We start from the raw sequence: 16,568 nt of genomic DNA on the forward strand, positions 1-16,568 counted from the left end.
GCGGTACGCGAAGCGCTGCTGCGACTGGTCTCTTCCGGCGCGCTGAACGCCACCCCGGCGCAGGCCTTTCTGGTGCCGGAAATCAGCGAGGCGCGTTACGACGAAGTCACGAAGATCCGCAAAAATCTGGAGGGGATGGCGGCGGAAGCGGCGGCGCAGAATATCACCCCGGCGCGTATGGCTCATCTGCGTGAACTGTGCGACGCGTTTCGCGAAGCCAAAATGTCCGGCAGCGTCGAGCAGGCCTTGCAGGCCAACCGGGCGTTTCGTTTTCAGCTCTACAGCTGGGCAGAGATGCCGACGCTGGTGTCGCTGATTGAGCAACTCTGGATGCGCATTGGTCCATGCTTTAACTATCTCTATCCGCAGTCAGACGATTTTGTGCGCGGACATCATAATTATGACGATCTGCTGGAAGCGCTTGAGGCAGGCGATGGCGCAGCAGCCGCCCGCGCGATACACAAAGCGATTAATGACGGCGCGTTGATACTGAAGAAACAATATTTCGGCTAAACCGCACACCGGCAAAACATTGCCGGAATGCGTATTTCCTTTTTCGTCTCCCCTGCGCTTTACTGACAGGGCAGCACAACGCTGCGCACCGCCGAGGAGGCGATCATCATGCAGAACCCTGTACGCCGTCATGCGTCGCGCTCACGCATTCGTCGCATACTCCGCACCTGGCTCCAGCCGCAGCCGCCCGAGGCGCGCGCGCTGATGCTGGAATCCTTTATCCCTTACGGACATCTCTATGGTCTCGATTTCGGCAATGTCGATCCGGGCCTGCATCGCCCGCGCTAACCGATACCGGCGCGGTATCCGGCTGCGTTACTGGAATGAGTTATGCACGCGCCTGATGGCCTTTGTCACGACAGCTTCCCGCGAGGCTGTCGGGTAAAAGGCCATTTTTATTGCCGTTTTTTTCCACATTTTGCTAAAAAAATCGACGGGTTAGCCGATAACCTCCTGGGGCTTTTTAACAAGGCCCGATTATCGTAAAACAGGAGGCAGGATGGCTGTACTGGTAAACCGATTACGGAACGTTCGCATAACCCGCAAGCTCGCCGCCGGATTTGGCGTGGTGCTGCTGCTGGTGGCGCTGGCGACAGCGCTTTCTGTGGCGCGTTTTATGGCCATCCACGACGTTTCCGTCAAAAGCAATCTTATCTACGACATCAATATCGATGTCTTTCAGGCCAAAATTAACCGGCTCAAATATTTCTATACCGGCGATGACGACGCCCGCGTGCTGATGAGTCGCTATGTCGATGACGCGCTCGCGAAAACCGGTGAAGCCAGCGCGCTCGACTGGCCGGCTAACGAACGCGCGATCGTCGCCGATATCCAGCGTTATCTGGAAAGTTTTCGGGGCAGCGTAACCACCATGAGCGACGCCACGGCAACGCTCAGCCAGCTTCGCAGCCAGCTCGACGCGCTGGCAGGCCAGGATGAAACCGCGCGCTATACCCAGCTTATCCGCACGCCGGTGGCCGACACCGAACTCTCCTTTGCGATTTACGATCTCCTGTTCGCCATCAGCGACCTTCGCGATTACGCTTATGCGCTGCGCTTTACCGGCACAGCGCAGGCAAGCGAGGCGCTCCAGCGCCGTTTCAGCGCGGTGGAAGGGCAATATCAGGCGCTCGTAAGCCGTCTTTCGCCGGAGCTGTTGCCGCCGTTCGCGGGCCTCTGGCAGGACACGGTGCGCTATCAGACGCTGAGCCGTGACTACTACACCGCCTGGGAATCGCTCAAAGGCGCGGAAAACGCGGTGAAAACCGCAGGCGATCGCAGCAGCAGCGCGATTAAACAGATGGTGGCGTTCACCAAAGCGCAGAATGACGACCTGGCGTCAGGCTCCTCAACGCTTGCCCTGATCCTGGGAACGCTTGCGATTTTACTGGGCGTTATCGTCGCCTGGGCCATCAGCCGTCAGATAATCCGCCCGTTGATGATGAACCTGGCGTTCGCCGAGCGTATCGCCGACGGCGATTTAACCGCGCAGATTGAAACCGATCGCCATGACGAGTTCGGCAGGCTTACCGGCGCGATGGCGCGCGTGAACGCCAGGCTTCGTGAGATGACCGGCGAGCTGCGCGTAAGCGTCGGGCGTCTGACCCATACGGCGGGCGAAATTGCCTCCGGCAACAGCGCGCTGTCGGCGCGTACCGAACAGCAGACCACGGCGGTAGTGCAGACGGCGGCCAGCATGGATCAGCTCACCGCGACCGTGAAAAACAATGCCGATAACGCCCGCCACGCCAGCCAGATCGCCGCGCAGGCGTCGCAGACTGCCGAACGTGGCGGCGAGGTGGTGCGCGACGTTGTGCAAACCATGCAGGATATCTCCGCCAGCTCGCGCAAAATCGCCGACATTACCGAGGTGATTAACAGTATTTCATTCCAGACCAATATCCTCGCGCTGAACGCGGCGGTGGAAGCGGCGCGCGCGGGCGAACACGGCCGCGGCTTCGCGGTGGTCGCCTCGGAAGTGCGCAGTCTGTCCCAGCGCAGCGCGCAGGCGGCGAAAGATATCGCGGTCTTGATTGATGACTCGGTTAATCGCATCAAAACCGGCAGCACGCTGGCGACCCGCGCCGGTGAGACGATGAATGACGTAGTGAGTTCGGTCACCCGCGTGAACGATATTATGGAAGAGATTTCGTCGGCCTCGCAGGAGCAGAGCCGCGGCATTGAGCAAATCGCCCGCGCGGTCGGCGAGCTGGACGCCACCACGCAGCAGAACGCCGCGCTGGTCAGCGCGTCTTCCACCGCCGCAAGCGATCTTGACGCCCAGGCGGCGCGTCTGCGCCAGCTGGCGGGCGCGTTTCGCCTGAATGCGCAGCCCGCTGCGCTGCGCCCGAACGTCGCGCCAGGCCGTCCGGCAGCGCCGGCGCCAGCCGCCGCGCGTAAACCCGTCACGGAAGAGGGCTGGACGACCTTCTGACGTTTCGCCTTCGCCTTTCGCACTTTCTTCTCTCGCGCCCGGCTTGCCGGGCGCCCACTTTTCCCGCGCTGTACTAAGCTTTCGTTACCCTTAACGCAAATCAGGATAACGACATGACAAAAAACGCCTTTGTTGCTGTCGTGACCGGCGGCAGTTCAGGAGTCGGGCGCGCGACAGCCAGTTACTTTGCGGCCTCTGGCTATGATGTGGCGATCATTGCCCGTGGAGAGCAGGGCGTGGCGGAGGCCACGGAAGATTTAAAGCGTTACGGCGGGCGGGTGCTTGGCATCTGTGCCGACGTGGCGGACCCGCAGCAGGTCAGTAATGCGGCGCAACGTATTGAAGAAGAGCTGGGGCCGATGTCGGTCTGGGTGAACTGCGCCATGACGACCGTGCTCGCGCCCGTAGAGGATATCAGTTTTGACGAATTCCGCCGCGTCACGGAAGTCACTTATCTCGGCGCGGTGAACGGCACCCGCAGCGCGCTGCGCTATATGCAGCTGCGCGACAGCGGCACCATCATCCAGGTGGGTTCAGCGCTCGCGTGGCGCTCTATCCCGTTGCAGTCGGCCTATTGCGGCGCGAAAGCGGCGATCCGCGCGTTTACCGATTCCCTGCGCTGCGAACTGCTGCATCAGAAAAGCGGCGTGCGGGTCTCAATGGTGCAGTTACCCGCCATTAACACCACGCAGTTCAACTGGGCGCGCAATAAGTTTCATCACCGGATGCAGCCGATTGAGCCTATCTACCAGCCGGAAGTCGCCGCCAAAGCCATTTATGACGCCGCCGTGGCGCGCCGTCCGCCGCGCGAAGTGTGGCTGGGCAAAAATACGGTGATGTCGATTATCGGCAATATGTTTTTCCCGGGGCTGCTGGACCGCTACGTAACGAAAACCTGGGAAGGGCAGCTGACCGACGAAGCTGAACCAACACAACGCCCCGATTACCTGTTTCAGCCGCTGGAGAACGGCCATCAGGCGCATGGACGCTTCGACAGCCACGCGAAGAACAAGGCGGTGGCCGTCGATTCACGTGTGATGGGCGTGGCGGCGGTGGCGGTGGCCGGGCTGCTGTTAAAAAGCCTGTTCCGCCGCCGATAACTTACCGTACCCGCAGCCAGCGGTAGCCGTAACCGTTGATGCGAAGCTCGCAGGCGACTGGCGGATAATCATCATCATCCGCCAGTATTTCGCGGGCGTCCTCCAGATCCAGTTCGCCTAAATCCACCGTCACCGCCTCATGGCTCAGGTTCGTCAGCATCAGCGTGGCGACGTTATGGTTCTGATAGCGCACCGCGAACACGCTCTTTTCCCGCACCGTGAACGGGTGAAAATGCTGATAGCAGATTTCCGGCAGGGTGCGCCAGACCGCGATAATCTGCCGGATGCGGTGGAGCAGCGAGCCGTCGCGCGCCTCCTGTTCTTCCACGTTAATTGCCTGATAGCGAAACGGACCGTCGGCAATGAGCGGCTCTACAAATCGTGCCGGATCGCAGGCGGAAAACCCCGCGCCCGGCCCCGCGTGCCACTGCATCGGCGTGCGCACCGATTCGCGCTCCGGTTGTGAGAGCAGATCCCCCATGCCGATCTCCGCGCCATAACGCACCACCGGCGTGCCGGGCAGCGAAAAGAGCAGGGCATGCGCCATCGCCTGCTGGCGCTCGTTGCCGTCGAGCATCGGCGCCAGACGGCGGCGAATGCCGCGCCCGTAAATCCGCATGTCCGGATCGGGGGCGTATTTCTCCATCACGAAGTCGTAATCTTCCGGCTCCAGATCTTCAAGGTCCAGCTCGTCATGGTTGCGCAGCCAGAAACAGTACCCACCGTTCGCGGGCGGCATCGGCAGTTCGTTAAGCGCTTTGACCAGCGGCGCCGCCTCTTCGCGCGCCAGCGCCAGAATCGTGTTTTTGTTGATCCAGAAATTCAGCAGCGTGGTCAGGCGCTCGCCGCCGCCGAAGAAATCCTGAAATTCCGAGACGTTTACGTCCACTTCGCCGAGCAGGATCATATCCGGGTGATCTTCCGTCAGCAGGTCATAGAAGTGGTTAAACAGCCGGTAGCCGCTCTCCCGGTCGCCCGGCAGGCTGGCCTGCTCCACCATGTGCGAAGCGGCGTCGACGCGAAAGCCCGCGACGCCTTTCTCCGCCCAGAAGCGCAACACGCGATCTACAGCCCCAATGACATCCGGATGACGCAGATTGAGATCCGGCTCGTGATGGTAGAAAAGGTGGCGATAGTAGCGCTGCGCCTTGTCATCCCGTCGCCAGATGTGCGGCTCAACGGTCGGAAACATCGGCGCGGGCTCGTCCGGCCCTGGCGTGTCGCGCCACAGATAGTAATCGTGAAACGGGTTGTCGCGCCCTTTGCGCGCCTCCTGAAACCAGTCGTGCGTATCGGAGGTGTGCTGCGCCACCAGTTCGATGATCACCCGGATATCGCGGTTGCCCGCTTCGGCTATCAGCCACTCCACGTCCTCCAGTGTGCCAATCCGCGGATCCGGTTCGGTGTGATTCTCGACGTCATAACCATTATCGCGTCGCGGTGAAAGATAAAACGGGGTCAGCCAGATGGCGGTCGCGCCAAGCGATTCAACATAGTCGAGTTTTTCAACAATGCCGCGCAGGTCTCCCCAGCCGTCGGCGTTGCTGTCAAAAAAGCGGGTGGGATCAATCTGGTAAATGACGGCGTTCTGGTGCCACAGACGGCTCATAAGCGGATTCCTTTTGGCGGTTAAACGGAATTCGTCGAGTGTTAAGTATAGGCGCGACGGCATGGCTTGTGCCCGGCATCGTGCCCGAACCTTCACGCACCGGAAAATGACTGAGCGGAAGTAAGAATAACCCTATGAAAATGCGAACGATACCGAAGCATTTAACCGCCATCTACGATCAGGCTTCTGATGTAAGCTCGTACTGATATGTGCTGCGCAGTGGAAAAACGTAAGCCGTGCCGGGCTTTTTCCTGCACCCCCTGACGGGGAACCGCAAAGGCATATGGGCTGTGACCGTCAGCGGAAACTGGCGCATCACGTTTGAGTTTCGGGATGGCGATGTCTTTATCGTGAATTATGAGGACTACCACTGATGGCAACGATGTTTAACCCACCACACCCTGGCAGGCTGGTGCAGGAGTCAATGGAAGCGCTCGGCCTCAGCGCCCGCGCGCTGGCCAAAGCGCTGGACGTCGCGCCGTCGACGGTGCAGCGGCTGCTGGTCGGTAAATCTGACGTTTCGCCGGAAATGGCGCTGCGTCTCTCTGCGGTACTCGGCAGCTCGGCGCATGTCTGGCTGGGGTTGCAGAACGAATACGATCTCTGGCAGGCGCGCCAGTCTGTTGATTTCTCGCATCTGCAACGGTTGCAGAGGGCATAAAAAAACGGGCTGTGAAGCCCGTTTTTTGCATTACGCCATCGCTGAAAGCTCGCGCCAGCGTTACTCGAAGCGGTAGCTGAGGCTTGCGCCGACGCCGTAATTACGGCCCGGCGCCGGTTCGTAGTAGCGGCCGTTGGATTCGTTAACGATGACCGATCCGACATACGATTTATCGAACAGGTTATCGACGCGGCCAAATACATCCAGCAGCCAGTTGCCGCGCTGGAATTTATAGCCGGTGTTTAGGCCAACGGTGGTATACGACGGCGCTTTGGCGCTGTTGGCGTCATCGGCCATGATGCTGCCCATATAACGCACATCGCCGCCCGCGTACCAGCCGGTTTCCGGCTCGTAACCGAGCGAGGTATACAGCATATTGCGCGCGATGCCGGGCATCCGGTTGCCGTTGCAGTCGCCGGTGCGGCAGACGTTGGTGCGGTAGGTGGCGTCAAGGTATGTCCATGCCGCTTTCACTTTCCACGCGTCGCCGAACTGCTGGTCAAGCGCCAGTTCGACGCCCTGACGACGGGTTTTTCCGGCGTTTTTATAGCTGCTGCGCCCGCTGCCGACGCTCTGATCCACCACGATTTCGTTATCGGTATCGGTCTGGAACAGCGCGGCGGTCAGCAGACCATTGCCGATACGCGTTTTGCTGCCGATCTCGACCGTATCGCTGGTGGAAGGTTTGAGCGCAAAGTTCAGGCCGCTCTGACCACCAGAACGGTAAGAGAGCTCGTTGATGGTCGGCGTTTCAAAGCCGCGGCCATAGGAGGCATACACATTCCAGGCGTCGGTCAGCGCATATTTCAGCGATCCTGCTGGCAGCCACTTGTGATAATTCGCCTCGCCGCTGTCGTCGCCATTGCCTGGCACTACGTAAAAATCGTTCGAATCGAACCAGATATTGCTGTAGCGCACGCCCGCGTCGAGGCTCAGTCTGTCGGTAAGCTGCCACGAGGTTTGCAGGTACGGATCGACGTTCCACATCAGGTTGCGCTCGTTGCGGCGCAGATTGCCTTTCTCGCCATACTGCGGCGCGCCGTTCACCAGCCGGAAGTTTTCATAGCCCTTGCGGTCTTCGCTCATATTTTCGTAATCAAGACCGAGCGTAAAGCTCACCGGCAGGCTGAGCAGCGCGTCGCGGTGCGTCCAGCGGCTGTCGATGCCCTGATAGTGGCGGGTGAGGTCGATAACGCCGCCAGGGTTGGTAGGGGCGGTCTGGAAGCCCTGTTTGAACGACTGAAACTGCGTGGTTTCGCGCTCGCCCGCGTACGCCATGACGCTGATGTCGTCATTTGCCGTGAGCGCGCGCTCGTAGCGCAGTCCCGCCTGGGTCTGTTTCGTGGTTTTACGGGTGTTGAATTCATCGCCGCGCGGCGACTGGCGCGGGTTTTCACGCCATTCGTCGCGGGTCAGACCGCCCGGATCGTTGGCTTTGATGTCGACGCTGTTAAAGAGCAGCGTCAGTTTGCTGGCCTCGTCGAGGCGCACGCCGAGCTTCGCATTGGCGAGATTTTTACGCGCGCCGCTGTGATCACGATAGCCGTGGGTGGTAAAGCGGGTGGTGGAGACGGTGTAATCGACATCGCCCGCTTGGGTGCCGTCGCCGGTCGCGCCCGACGCTTTCAGGCCGTAGCGCACGCTGCCATAGCTGCCGTAATACGTGCCCGCTTCAATCTTCGGCGGTTGCGCGCCGGTTTCGGTTTTAACATTTATCACGCCGCCGGAGGCGTTGCCGTAAAGCGCCGAGAATGGGCCGCGCAGCACGTCGATACTCTCAACGCTATTAAGATCGAAATTCGAGGTGTAGCCCTGGCCGTCCGGCATCGTCGCCGGAATACCATCAACATACATCCGGATGCCGCGCACGCCGTAGGTGGAACGCGAGCCGAAACCGCGCATGGAGAGCTGTAAATCCTGGGCGAAGTTCTGCCGGTTCTGGATTTGCAGGCCCGGCACGCTGCCCAGGTTTTCAGAGAGGTTAACCTGCGGCGCGGCGTGGCGCAGATCGTCGCCGTTCACGACGCTGACAGACGCGGGCGTATCGAGCTCAGAGATCCCGCCGGGGGCGGCGGTGACTAACATGGTTTGTTCATCGGCAGCGGCGGCCTGGGCGTGTGTGAACGCGACCGGCAGCAAAAAAGCGAAGGGCGCATAGACAGCGCGGGAGATTTTCATGCGGTATACAAAGTCCCGGAAGTAACAAAAATAATAAATTCTGTGACGTAATCTTAAACGTTATGTAAATTTTTGAAAAATTTAACGGCACGTTGCGTTAACTCTGGCAAGTGTAGCGGCCTCCTGTCATTTCGCGAGCCGTAAAAAGGCTTCCCTTCGCGAAAATAATGATTATTATTCTCATCCATAATAAAACGCCACGGCCAGACCGGGCGACGTTTTGCTTTTGGTTCCAGTGTGATGCAACCCATTCTGTATGTTTAAAAGGGAGTTCTTATGCCGTTACGTCACCTTTCCATGCCGCGCGCCCTGCTTGGCGCGCTGTTCATCGCCGGTACCTTTGCGACCTTCACGACAGAGGCGGCTGATGAGATGCTGCGCAAGCCGGTCGGCAAAGGCGCGTATGAAATGGCTTACAGCCCGGCGGAGCAGGCGCTGTTTGTCGCCACTTCCCAGAGCCGCAAGCTGGATAAAGGCGGCGTGATTTACCGCCTCGACCCGACGACGCTTGATGTCACTCAGGTGATTCATAACGATCTCAAACCGTTCGGCGCCGCTATCAATACCAAAACCAACACGCTGTGGTTCGGCAATACCGTTAATGGCGCGGTGACGGCGGTAGATGCGAAAACGGGCGACGTGAAAGGGCGCCTGGTGCTTGACGGGCGCGTGCGTTCAGAAAGCGTGAAGCCGTTGCAGCCGCGTGAGCTGGTGGTCGATGAAAACACTAATACCGTGTATATCGGCGGCATTGGCGACGAGAGCGAGATCTGGGTGGTGGATGGCGAGACGGTGAAACCGCGCGCCAGCATTACGGGGCTCGGTAAATACAGCGCGGGGCTGGCGCTCGACGCCGCCGCGAAACGTCTGTATACCACTAACGCCGACGGCGAATTTATTACCATCGATACCGCGACCCAGAAAATCCTGTCGCGCAAGAAACTGGCCGACGACGGTAAAGAGCACTTCTTTATCAACCTGAGCCTGGATACCGCTAACCATCGCGCGTTTGTGGCGGATTCGAAGCAGCCGCAGCTGCGTATTGTTGACACCCGTACCGGCGAGGTTATCAAAACTGTTGAAGCGCCGAAGGCGCTCGCCGTATTGTTTAACCCGGCGCGCAACGAAGTCTATCTGACGCACCGCGAGGCGGGCAGCGTGAGTGTGATTGACGCGAAAGGTTACACTGTCACCAAAACCTTCCAGACGCCCGTTCACCCGAACAGCCTGGCACTCTCGGCGGACGGCAAAACGCTGTTTGTTACCGTGAAGCAGGCTTCCAGCCGCCAGCAGGAAGCCACCAGTCCGGATGACGTCATCCGCATCGCGCTGTAAAAAAAGCCCCGCGTCTGCGGGGCTTCTTTTTTTAACGTTGCATGCCCCAGCGCCGCACGGTCGCTTTTTCCAGCGTGGTGAACACCAGTCCCTCCACCAGCAGCCCGATGATAATGACGGTTGCCAGACCGGCGAACACCCTGTCCGTAAACAACTCGTTGCGGTTCTGGAAAATATACCAGCCCAGCCCGCCGTCGCCGCTCGACGCGCCAAACACCAGTTCGGCGGCGATGAGCGTGCGCCAGGCGAACGCCCAGCCGATTTTCAGCCCGGAGATAATGGACGGCAGCGCCGCCGGGATCAAAATGTTGAGCACCAGACGCGGGCCGCTCAGCCCGTAGTTTCGCCCGGCCATCCGTAAGGTTTCCGGCACGCTCTGAAACCCCGACCAGGTATTGAGCGCAATCGGCCACATCACCGAGTGGACCAGCACAAAAATCAGGCTTCCCTGACCGAGCCCGAACCAGAGCAGCGCCAGCGGCAGCAGAGCAATCGCGGGCAGCGGGTTGAGCATCGCGGTCAGTGTGCTGAGCAGATCCCGCCCGAGCCGTGTTGAAATCGCCAGCGCACTGAACACCAGCGCCAGCACACTGCCAATGGCGTAGCCTTTTAACAGCGTGCCGAGCGAGTTGAGGATTTTCGCCGGCAACTCGCCGCTGTGCATGTCTTCGCTGAAGGCGCGCAGCGTTTGCAGAAACCCCGGCAGCATCAGATCGTTATTCTGGATACGCGCCACACCTTCCCAGAGGGCGAGCAGCAAAATGACCAGCAGCGTTTTGCGTACCCAGGCCTGGTTCCACAGTCGGGTGTTTAGCGGCAGCGGCGTGTCCAGCGGCAGCGCGCCGGGCAGCGCGGTTTCACGCTGATACTCGGGACGGACGGGGGGCAGTGGCGCCATAGCGGGTCTCCTTCACCGGTTGACTGGTATGAACGGGGAACAGCAGGTCGTGAATGTGGCGTGCGGCCTGCGCAAACGCCGGGCTGGCGGCGTCATCCATCCCAAACTGATGACAGTTGATCTCCGCGCGTACCTGGCCCGGATGCGGTGAAAGCACCAGAATGCGGCTGCCGACCATCAGCGCTTCTTCAATGGAATGGGTCACGAACAGCAAGGTAAAACCGGCGTCCTCCCAGAGTTCCAGCAGCTCTTCCTGCATGTGCCGGCGCGTGAGCGCATCCAGCGCCGCGAACGGTTCATCCATCAGCAGGATTTTCGGCTTCATCGCCAGCGCGCGGGCAATCGCCACGCGCTGTTTCATGCCGCCGGAGAGCATGTGCGGCAGCGCGTCGGCAAAGGCGGCAAGCCCCACTTTGTCGAGAAAGTGCAACGCCCGCTCGCGCGCGTCGGCTTTGCTGGCCTGACGGCTCGCCATCAGCGGGAACATGACGTTTTCCAGCACAGTTTTCCAGGGCGGCAGCTGGTCAAATTCCTGAAACACCATCATGCGCTCCGGGCCAGGCTTCGTGACAACGTCACCTTCAAGGCGAATGGTGCCGCTGACGGGCGTCAGAAAGCCGCCAATGGCTTTCAGCAGGCTCGATTTGCCGCAGCCCGACGGGCCAAGCAAGATAAACCGGTCGCCGCGCCAGACGTCAAAAGAGACCTCATGCGCCGCGCGTACTCGGCTGTCACGGGTGCGGTACTCCAGGCTCAGCGCGTCGAGACGCAGCAGCGGGCCGTCGGTCTGTACATTCAGCATGGCTGTCTCCGTTAAAAGGGCGCATCGCCTTCGATAGTGGTGCGGTACAGCTTGCGGCGCAGGTGCGCCGGGCAGCCGGTCGCGAGATGAATCAGCGAACGGTTATCCCAGAACACCATATCGCCGGGTTGCCACTGATGGCGGTAGATATGTTCCGGGCGCACACTATGGGCCCAGAGCGCCTCCAGAATGTCGCGACTCTCCGTCTCCGGCAGCCCTTCGATATGCGTGGTGAATCCTTCGCTGACGAACAACGCCTTGCGCCCGGTTTCGGGGTGGGTACGCACCACCGGATGCGACACCGCCTGCACCTCGGCAAGCTGCTGTTCCGTCAGTTGCGGTCGCCAGTGGCTGCCGAATTTGGGGCGGCTGTAAGTGGCCGTGTAAGAGTGCACCGCTTTTTTGCCCTCTATAGCGCGCCGCAGTTCGGCGGGCAGCGTTTCATACGCCAGTTCCATATCGGCGAACAGCGTGTCGCCGCCTTCCTCCGGCAGCTCCTGCGCATAGAGCATGGAGCCGAGACTTGGCAGCGTTTTATAGGAGAGATCGGAGTGCCAGAATTTACCGGCGTCGCCAAGACCAATTGGCTGACCGTTCTCAATAATGTTTGAAACGATGAGAATTTCCGGGTGGTCAGGCAACAGGAACTGCTTCAGCACATGGATTTGCAGCGGCCCGAAGCGGCGGCTGAAATCGATCTGCTGACGCGGCGTGAGCTTCTGGTCGCGAAAGACCACCACGTGATGGTCGAGGTGCGCCTGATGAATGCGCGCGAAGTCGGCGTTATTAACGGGCTGGCGCAGATCCAGCCCGGTGATTTCCGCGCCGAGACGCGCGAAGGGCGTAAGGGTAAAAGGCTGCGCGGCAACCGGCGTGGCGTTGAGGGTCGTGGTCATCTGTTTTTCCTTTATCGTCGCAGGTGAATTAACTGCCGGGATTTTCCCAGGCCTCGTTAAAGAAATAATCTTTCCAGCTGTCGGCTTTATTTTTTAATACGCCAAGCTCATGCAGCTTTTCGGCATAAATAAAGGTGCGTTGCGGCGAGACGGTGAATTCAATTTCCGGGTCATTCACGATTTTTTCGACCAGCGCTTGCGGCAGGCGTGATTTTTCGGTGCGGATATAGGCCGCGGCGGCCGCTTTTTTATCGGCGTTAATTATTTTCGCCGCTTCGCTTAAGGCGCGGTAAAACGCACGGTAGGTTTTCGGGTTGTCGTCGTGAAATTTCTGGGTGGTGTAGAGCACGTTGAAAGTGGCAGGGCCGCCCAGCACGTCGTAGGAGCTCAGGATCTTGTGGACATTGCTGTGCTCCAGCGCCTGGTACTGAAACGGCGGGCTGGAGAAGTGCGCGGTGATTTCCGACTTCCCGGCGATAAGCGCCGCGCTGGCGTCCGGGTGCGGCAGGCTCACGCTGAGTTTATCAAAGCGCTTATAGTCGCCGTTGCCGTAAAGCCGCGCGGTTTCGATTTGCAGCGTGCGGGACTGAAAGCCCACGCCCGCCGCCGGTACGGCGATGCGGTCTTTATCGGTGAGATCGCGAACGCTTTTTACGGCGGGATTGTTGCTCAGCAGATAATTAGGCATCGAGCCGAGCGACGCGATGGCTTTGACGTTCTGGCGGCCTTTGGTGCGATCCCAGAGCGTAAGGAGCGGCGGCACGCCCGCCGAGGCGACGTCCAGCGCGCCGGAGAGCAGCGCCTCGTTCATGGCGGTGGCGCCGGAGAGTGTGCGCCACTCCACCTTAATATCGAGCCCCTCTTTTTTGCCTTCTTTTTCGATAAGCTGCTGGTCGCGCACCACATCCAGCAGTAAATAACCGATGCCGAACTGCTGCGCGATACTGATATTGCCTTCAGCCTGCGCCAGTCCGGCAGCCGTCATTAACGTCAGGCCCAGCCAGGCGCGCCCGGTAAATTTTTTCATGACTATCCCGCTAAAAATAAAAGTGAAGGGTGATATATCGTTCTGGCTTTTATCGTGCAGGGGCGGGATTAAAAATGAAAAGTGTTTATTGGAATAACTTAGCGCGAATAAATAAATGCTTTTTTTAGCGAAGCTTTGCCGGAAATAAAAAAAGCGGGCCGCAGCCCGCTCTGATTATTTCGCCGGAATAACCTCGGTGACCAGCGTTGGCATCTCCCAGGCGCCGCCTGAATGCACCAGCCGGCACTCGCCGGTATTCTCGTCGTTGCTCTGTACGAACGCTTCGCCGTTCCAGGTCCAGCTGGCGATGCTCATGCAGTCGCCGATGCCGCGCCCGCGCTGTACGGAGGTGATAACGCCTTTGTCATAATCGCTGCCGATAAGCGTCACCAGCGTCGGCTTGCCTTTCAGCGATTCATCAATGACCCAGTAGCCATTGCCTTCGTTATAGGCGGCGCGCCAGCAGGTGGCGGAAACCAGCGCTTTGCCGTTGCCGAGCGGCGTGACGGTAACCGGCTCATTACGCAGCATTTCATCGGTGAGCCCGTCGCAGCTGTCGCCGTCGAGTTTCGTGGCTTCCAGGCGCGGCAGCAGCGTGGCGAGCGCCGCGCCGGTGAGCGTGGTGGGTTGCGCGTCGCTGACGGCGGCGGCATGGATAACCGGGGCGGGGACCGGCGCCGGTACGGAGCTTTCAGCTTTATCGCCCTTTTTTATGATGGCGCCGGGCGTACCGATACGTCCCTGAACGTCGTCCATTTTCAGCAGCACGGCGCTGGCGCCCGCTGCGGAGAGCGCAAAGCGGCGATTGTCAGAGTGAAACACCACGCCGCCTTTACCTTTCACGGCTTTCAGTACGGCGGCGGTCTGCGCCTCATCAAGCTGCCAGGTTTCTTCTTTGCGGTTTTCGGTCAGCGTGCCGAGAGTTTTACCATCGATTTCAAGGCGCATCGGCCCCTGCGACGGTTTGTCGTCGTCATTCATATCGCCAAGGCGGATCTGGCCGGTGACCGGCGCGTCCGGCCCGGCCTTGCGCGTCAGCAGCAGCGAGCCGCCGGTGCCTTCATCCGCTTCATACGCATCCACGCGGCAGGTGCCGGTGTTATCGCAGACCATGCTCCAGTCTTTATGGTTGAAGTAAGGCGGCTTTGGCGTCGCGGCGGCGACGCTTAGCGCGACGCAGAGCGGCGCCAGGGCCAGCGCCCGGAGAGTTGCAGATTTCATAACGGTTCCTTGTAGACGTAGTGCAGCGCCATAGCGTGAAGGGCGGCGGCGTTTCGGACAAGCTACCAGTAATAGTACGCATAAAAAAAGGAGCCTTTCGGCTCCTTTTTCACAGCAAAGCGATTACTCCTGATGCGGTTGCGGCGCGGTGCTGTGGATCTCCGCCACGCGCTTACGCACGCCAAACCAGCCCGCAATGAGCAGGAGCGCGAGAACCGGGATGGAGGCCACGGTAAAGGTGCCGTTCGGGTAGTCGAACGCCATCAGTACGACGACGGCGGCCAGGAACAGCAGCGTCAGCCAGGAGGTGAACGGCGCGCCCGGCAGCTTGAAGGAGACATCGTCCGCTTTGCCTTCTTTGATGGCTTTACGCAGACGCATCTGGCAGACCACGATAAACGCCCATGAAGAGATGATGCCGATAGATGCAACGTTGAGGACAATCTCAAACACTTGCGACGGCACCAGATAGTTCAGGAACACGCCGACGATATAGACGCACACGGTCACCAGAATGCCCGCGAACGGCACCTGGGATTTGCTCATCTTCGACATAAACTTCGGCGCGGAGCCGCCCATCGACATGGAGCGCAGGATACGGCCGGTGGAATAGAGGCCGGAGTTCAGGCTGGAGAGCGCCGCGGTCAGCACCACCATGTTCATGATGTCGCCGATATACGGCACGCCAAGCTTCGAGAAGAAGGTAACGAACGGGCTCTGGCCCGCCTGGTAGGCGTTCCACGGCAGCAGCAATACCAGCAGCACCACGGAACCGACGTAGAACAAACCGATACGCCAGATAACGCTGTTAATCGCCTTCGGCACCATCGTCTGGGGGTCTTTACATTCACCCGCGGCGGTACCGACCAGCTCGATAGACGCAAAGGCGAAGATCACGCCCTGAACCAGCACCAGCGCAGGCAGCAGGCCATGCGGGAACAGGCCGCCGTTATCGGTTATCAGATGGAAACCGGTGGCGTTGCCGTCCAGCGGTTTACCGGTGCCGAGAAACACCACGCCGACCACCAGAAACACCACGATGGCCAGCACTTTGATAAGCGCAAACCAGAACTCCATTTCGGCGAACCATTTCACGCCAATCAGGTTCATGGTGCCGACAATCGCCAGCGCGCCCAGCGCGAAGACCCACTGCGGCACATCGCCGAACGCGCCCCAGTAGTGCATATAGAGCGCCACGGCGGTGATATCGACAATACCGGTCATCGCCCAGTTAACGAAATACATCCAGCCTGCCACGTAGGAGGCTTTCTCGCCGAGAAACTCACGGGCGTAAGAAACAAAATTGCCGCTCGACGGGCGGTGGAGAACCAGCTCGCCCAACGCACGAAGGATAAAGAACGAGAAAATACCGCACACCAGATAGACCAGCGCCAGCGACGGTCCGGCCGCCTGAAGACGCGCGCCCGCGCCTAAAAACAGACCGGTGCCGATAGCGCCGCCGATGGCTATCATCTGCACCTGGCGGTTGCCCATCGCTTTGTGATAACCCTCTTCATGAGAGTTCAACCAGCGTCGTTTCGCGGCGCGATGCTCAGCCGCGTTTTGCTTCGTTGTTTTCATTGGTTTTCCTGTAATCCTGTCTGAACCTGAACGAGCCAAAATAACCGACCGCCGTAAACCAACCAAACGTTTGCCTGTGCTGGTTTTTTGTACGGTAAATGTTCATCTTTCCTGTGATTATGTTGTACGGATAAGACAAAACATGGCGCAGCATCCTAACCTCAAACTTCGGGCTACGCAAAGCCTACCAGTGAGGGTGTGAGCCAGAACGGATTAGCCCGCAAAACACTCAGGGTTGTTGTCTATAACGCGCGCAAAATCCAACGCTTTACATGCGGCGGCCTGGCGCCTTGTCTTGTCATCCGAAACCCTG

General features: G+C 59.5%; 14 protein-coding genes and 1 pseudogene. 7 read left to right on the top strand and 8 right to left on the bottom strand.

Features of this window, described 5'->3' with window-relative positions; genetic code table 11:
• The 4 genes from AACV31_RS10205 to AACV31_RS10220 form a co-directional block, all read left to right on the top strand.
• On the top strand, nucleotides 1-513 hold a 513-nt coding region (locus tag AACV31_RS10205; protein WP_166337083.1), incomplete at its 5' end, for an FCD domain-containing protein.
• 108 nt (nucleotides 514-621) lie between these two features.
• Nucleotides 622-801 (top strand): hypothetical protein, encoded by a 180-nt coding sequence (locus AACV31_RS10210; RefSeq protein ID WP_007761080.1) that lies wholly within the window; start codon nucleotides 622-624, stop codon nucleotides 799-801.
• A 211-nt stretch (nucleotides 802-1,012) separates the two neighbouring features.
• The gene (locus tag AACV31_RS10215; protein WP_165153914.1) at nucleotides 1,013-2,947 is read left to right on the top strand and encodes a methyl-accepting chemotaxis protein; all 1,935 of its coding nucleotides are present in this window, start codon (nucleotides 1,013-1,015) and stop codon (nucleotides 2,945-2,947) included.
• Nucleotides 2,948-3,060: 113 nt separating this feature from the next.
• Entirely contained in the window at nucleotides 3,061-4,047 is a 987-nt protein-coding gene (locus tag AACV31_RS10220) for an SDR family oxidoreductase (RefSeq protein ID WP_041923531.1), read from the top strand.
• Nucleotide 4,048: 1 nt separating this feature from the next.
• On the opposite strand, the gene AACV31_RS10225 is transcribed toward AACV31_RS10220, so the two are convergent.
• Nucleotides 4,049-5,656 (bottom strand): alpha-amylase family protein, encoded by a 1,608-nt coding sequence (locus tag AACV31_RS10225; protein ID WP_165153915.1) that lies wholly within the window; start codon nucleotides 5,654-5,656, stop codon nucleotides 4,049-4,051.
• 236 nt (nucleotides 5,657-5,892) lie between these two features.
• On the opposite strand from AACV31_RS10225, the pseudogene AACV31_RS23175 reads away from it, so the two are divergent.
• Both AACV31_RS23175 and AACV31_RS10235 read left to right on the top strand, forming a co-directional pair.
• Nucleotides 5,893-6,030: pseudogene (locus AACV31_RS23175) on the top strand (type II toxin-antitoxin system RelE/ParE family toxin); the annotation flags it as partial.
• Nucleotides 6,030-6,317, top strand: a complete 288-nt coding sequence (locus AACV31_RS10235; RefSeq protein ID WP_015741227.1) for a HigA family addiction module antitoxin — start codon at nucleotides 6,030-6,032, stop codon at nucleotides 6,315-6,317. The pseudogene AACV31_RS23175 and the gene AACV31_RS10235, both read left to right, overlap by 1 nt.
• Before the next feature lie 60 nt (nucleotides 6,318-6,377).
• On the opposite strand, the gene pqqU is transcribed toward AACV31_RS10235, so the two are convergent.
• Entirely contained in the window at nucleotides 6,378-8,495 is a 2,118-nt protein-coding gene (gene pqqU, locus AACV31_RS10240) for a TonB-dependent receptor PqqU (RefSeq protein WP_165153917.1), read from the bottom strand.
• 276 nt (nucleotides 8,496-8,771) lie between these two features.
• Here pqqU and yncE point away from each other — a divergent pair, with 276 nt between their 5' ends.
• Nucleotides 8,772-9,830, top strand: coding sequence for a 7-bladed beta-propeller protein YncE (gene yncE / locus AACV31_RS10245; protein ID WP_165153919.1), 1,059 nt, complete (start codon nucleotides 8,772-8,774; stop codon nucleotides 9,828-9,830).
• Between the two features lie 31 nt (nucleotides 9,831-9,861).
• Here the strand turns inward: yncE and AACV31_RS10250 are convergent, their stop codons facing one another.
• From AACV31_RS10250 to ansP, 6 genes are all read right to left on the bottom strand, one after another.
• Nucleotides 9,862-10,728 (bottom strand): ABC transporter permease, encoded by an 867-nt coding sequence (locus AACV31_RS10250; protein ID WP_105538852.1) that lies wholly within the window; start codon nucleotides 10,726-10,728, stop codon nucleotides 9,862-9,864.
• Nucleotides 10,688-11,530 (bottom strand): ABC transporter ATP-binding protein, encoded by an 843-nt coding sequence (locus AACV31_RS10255; RefSeq protein ID WP_165153921.1) that lies wholly within the window; start codon nucleotides 11,528-11,530, stop codon nucleotides 10,688-10,690. Before AACV31_RS10255 ends, AACV31_RS10250 begins: the two co-directional genes overlap by 41 nt.
• A gap of 11 nt (nucleotides 11,531-11,541) precedes the next feature.
• Nucleotides 11,542-12,426, bottom strand: a complete 885-nt coding sequence (locus AACV31_RS10260) for a TauD/TfdA dioxygenase family protein (RefSeq protein ID WP_165153924.1) — start codon at nucleotides 12,424-12,426, stop codon at nucleotides 11,542-11,544.
• A 28-nt stretch (nucleotides 12,427-12,454) separates the two neighbouring features.
• Complete coding sequence (locus AACV31_RS10265; protein ID WP_165153926.1) at nucleotides 12,455-13,453, bottom strand: ABC transporter substrate-binding protein; 999 nt, start codon at nucleotides 13,451-13,453, stop codon at nucleotides 12,455-12,457.
• 174 nt (nucleotides 13,454-13,627) lie between these two features.
• The gene (locus tag AACV31_RS10270; RefSeq protein WP_075198335.1) at nucleotides 13,628-14,674 is read right to left on the bottom strand and encodes a DUF1176 domain-containing protein; all 1,047 of its coding nucleotides are present in this window, start codon (nucleotides 14,672-14,674) and stop codon (nucleotides 13,628-13,630) included.
• A 123-nt stretch (nucleotides 14,675-14,797) separates the two neighbouring features.
• Nucleotides 14,798-16,255, bottom strand: a complete 1,458-nt coding sequence (gene ansP, locus AACV31_RS10275; RefSeq protein WP_105538857.1) for an L-asparagine permease — start codon at nucleotides 16,253-16,255, stop codon at nucleotides 14,798-14,800.
• Nucleotides 16,256-16,568 lie beyond the last annotated feature (313 nt).

This window comes from Cronobacter sp. EKM101R (assembly GCF_963888145.1).
Lineage (GTDB): Bacteria > Pseudomonadota > Gammaproteobacteria > Enterobacterales > Enterobacteriaceae > Cronobacter > Cronobacter turicensis.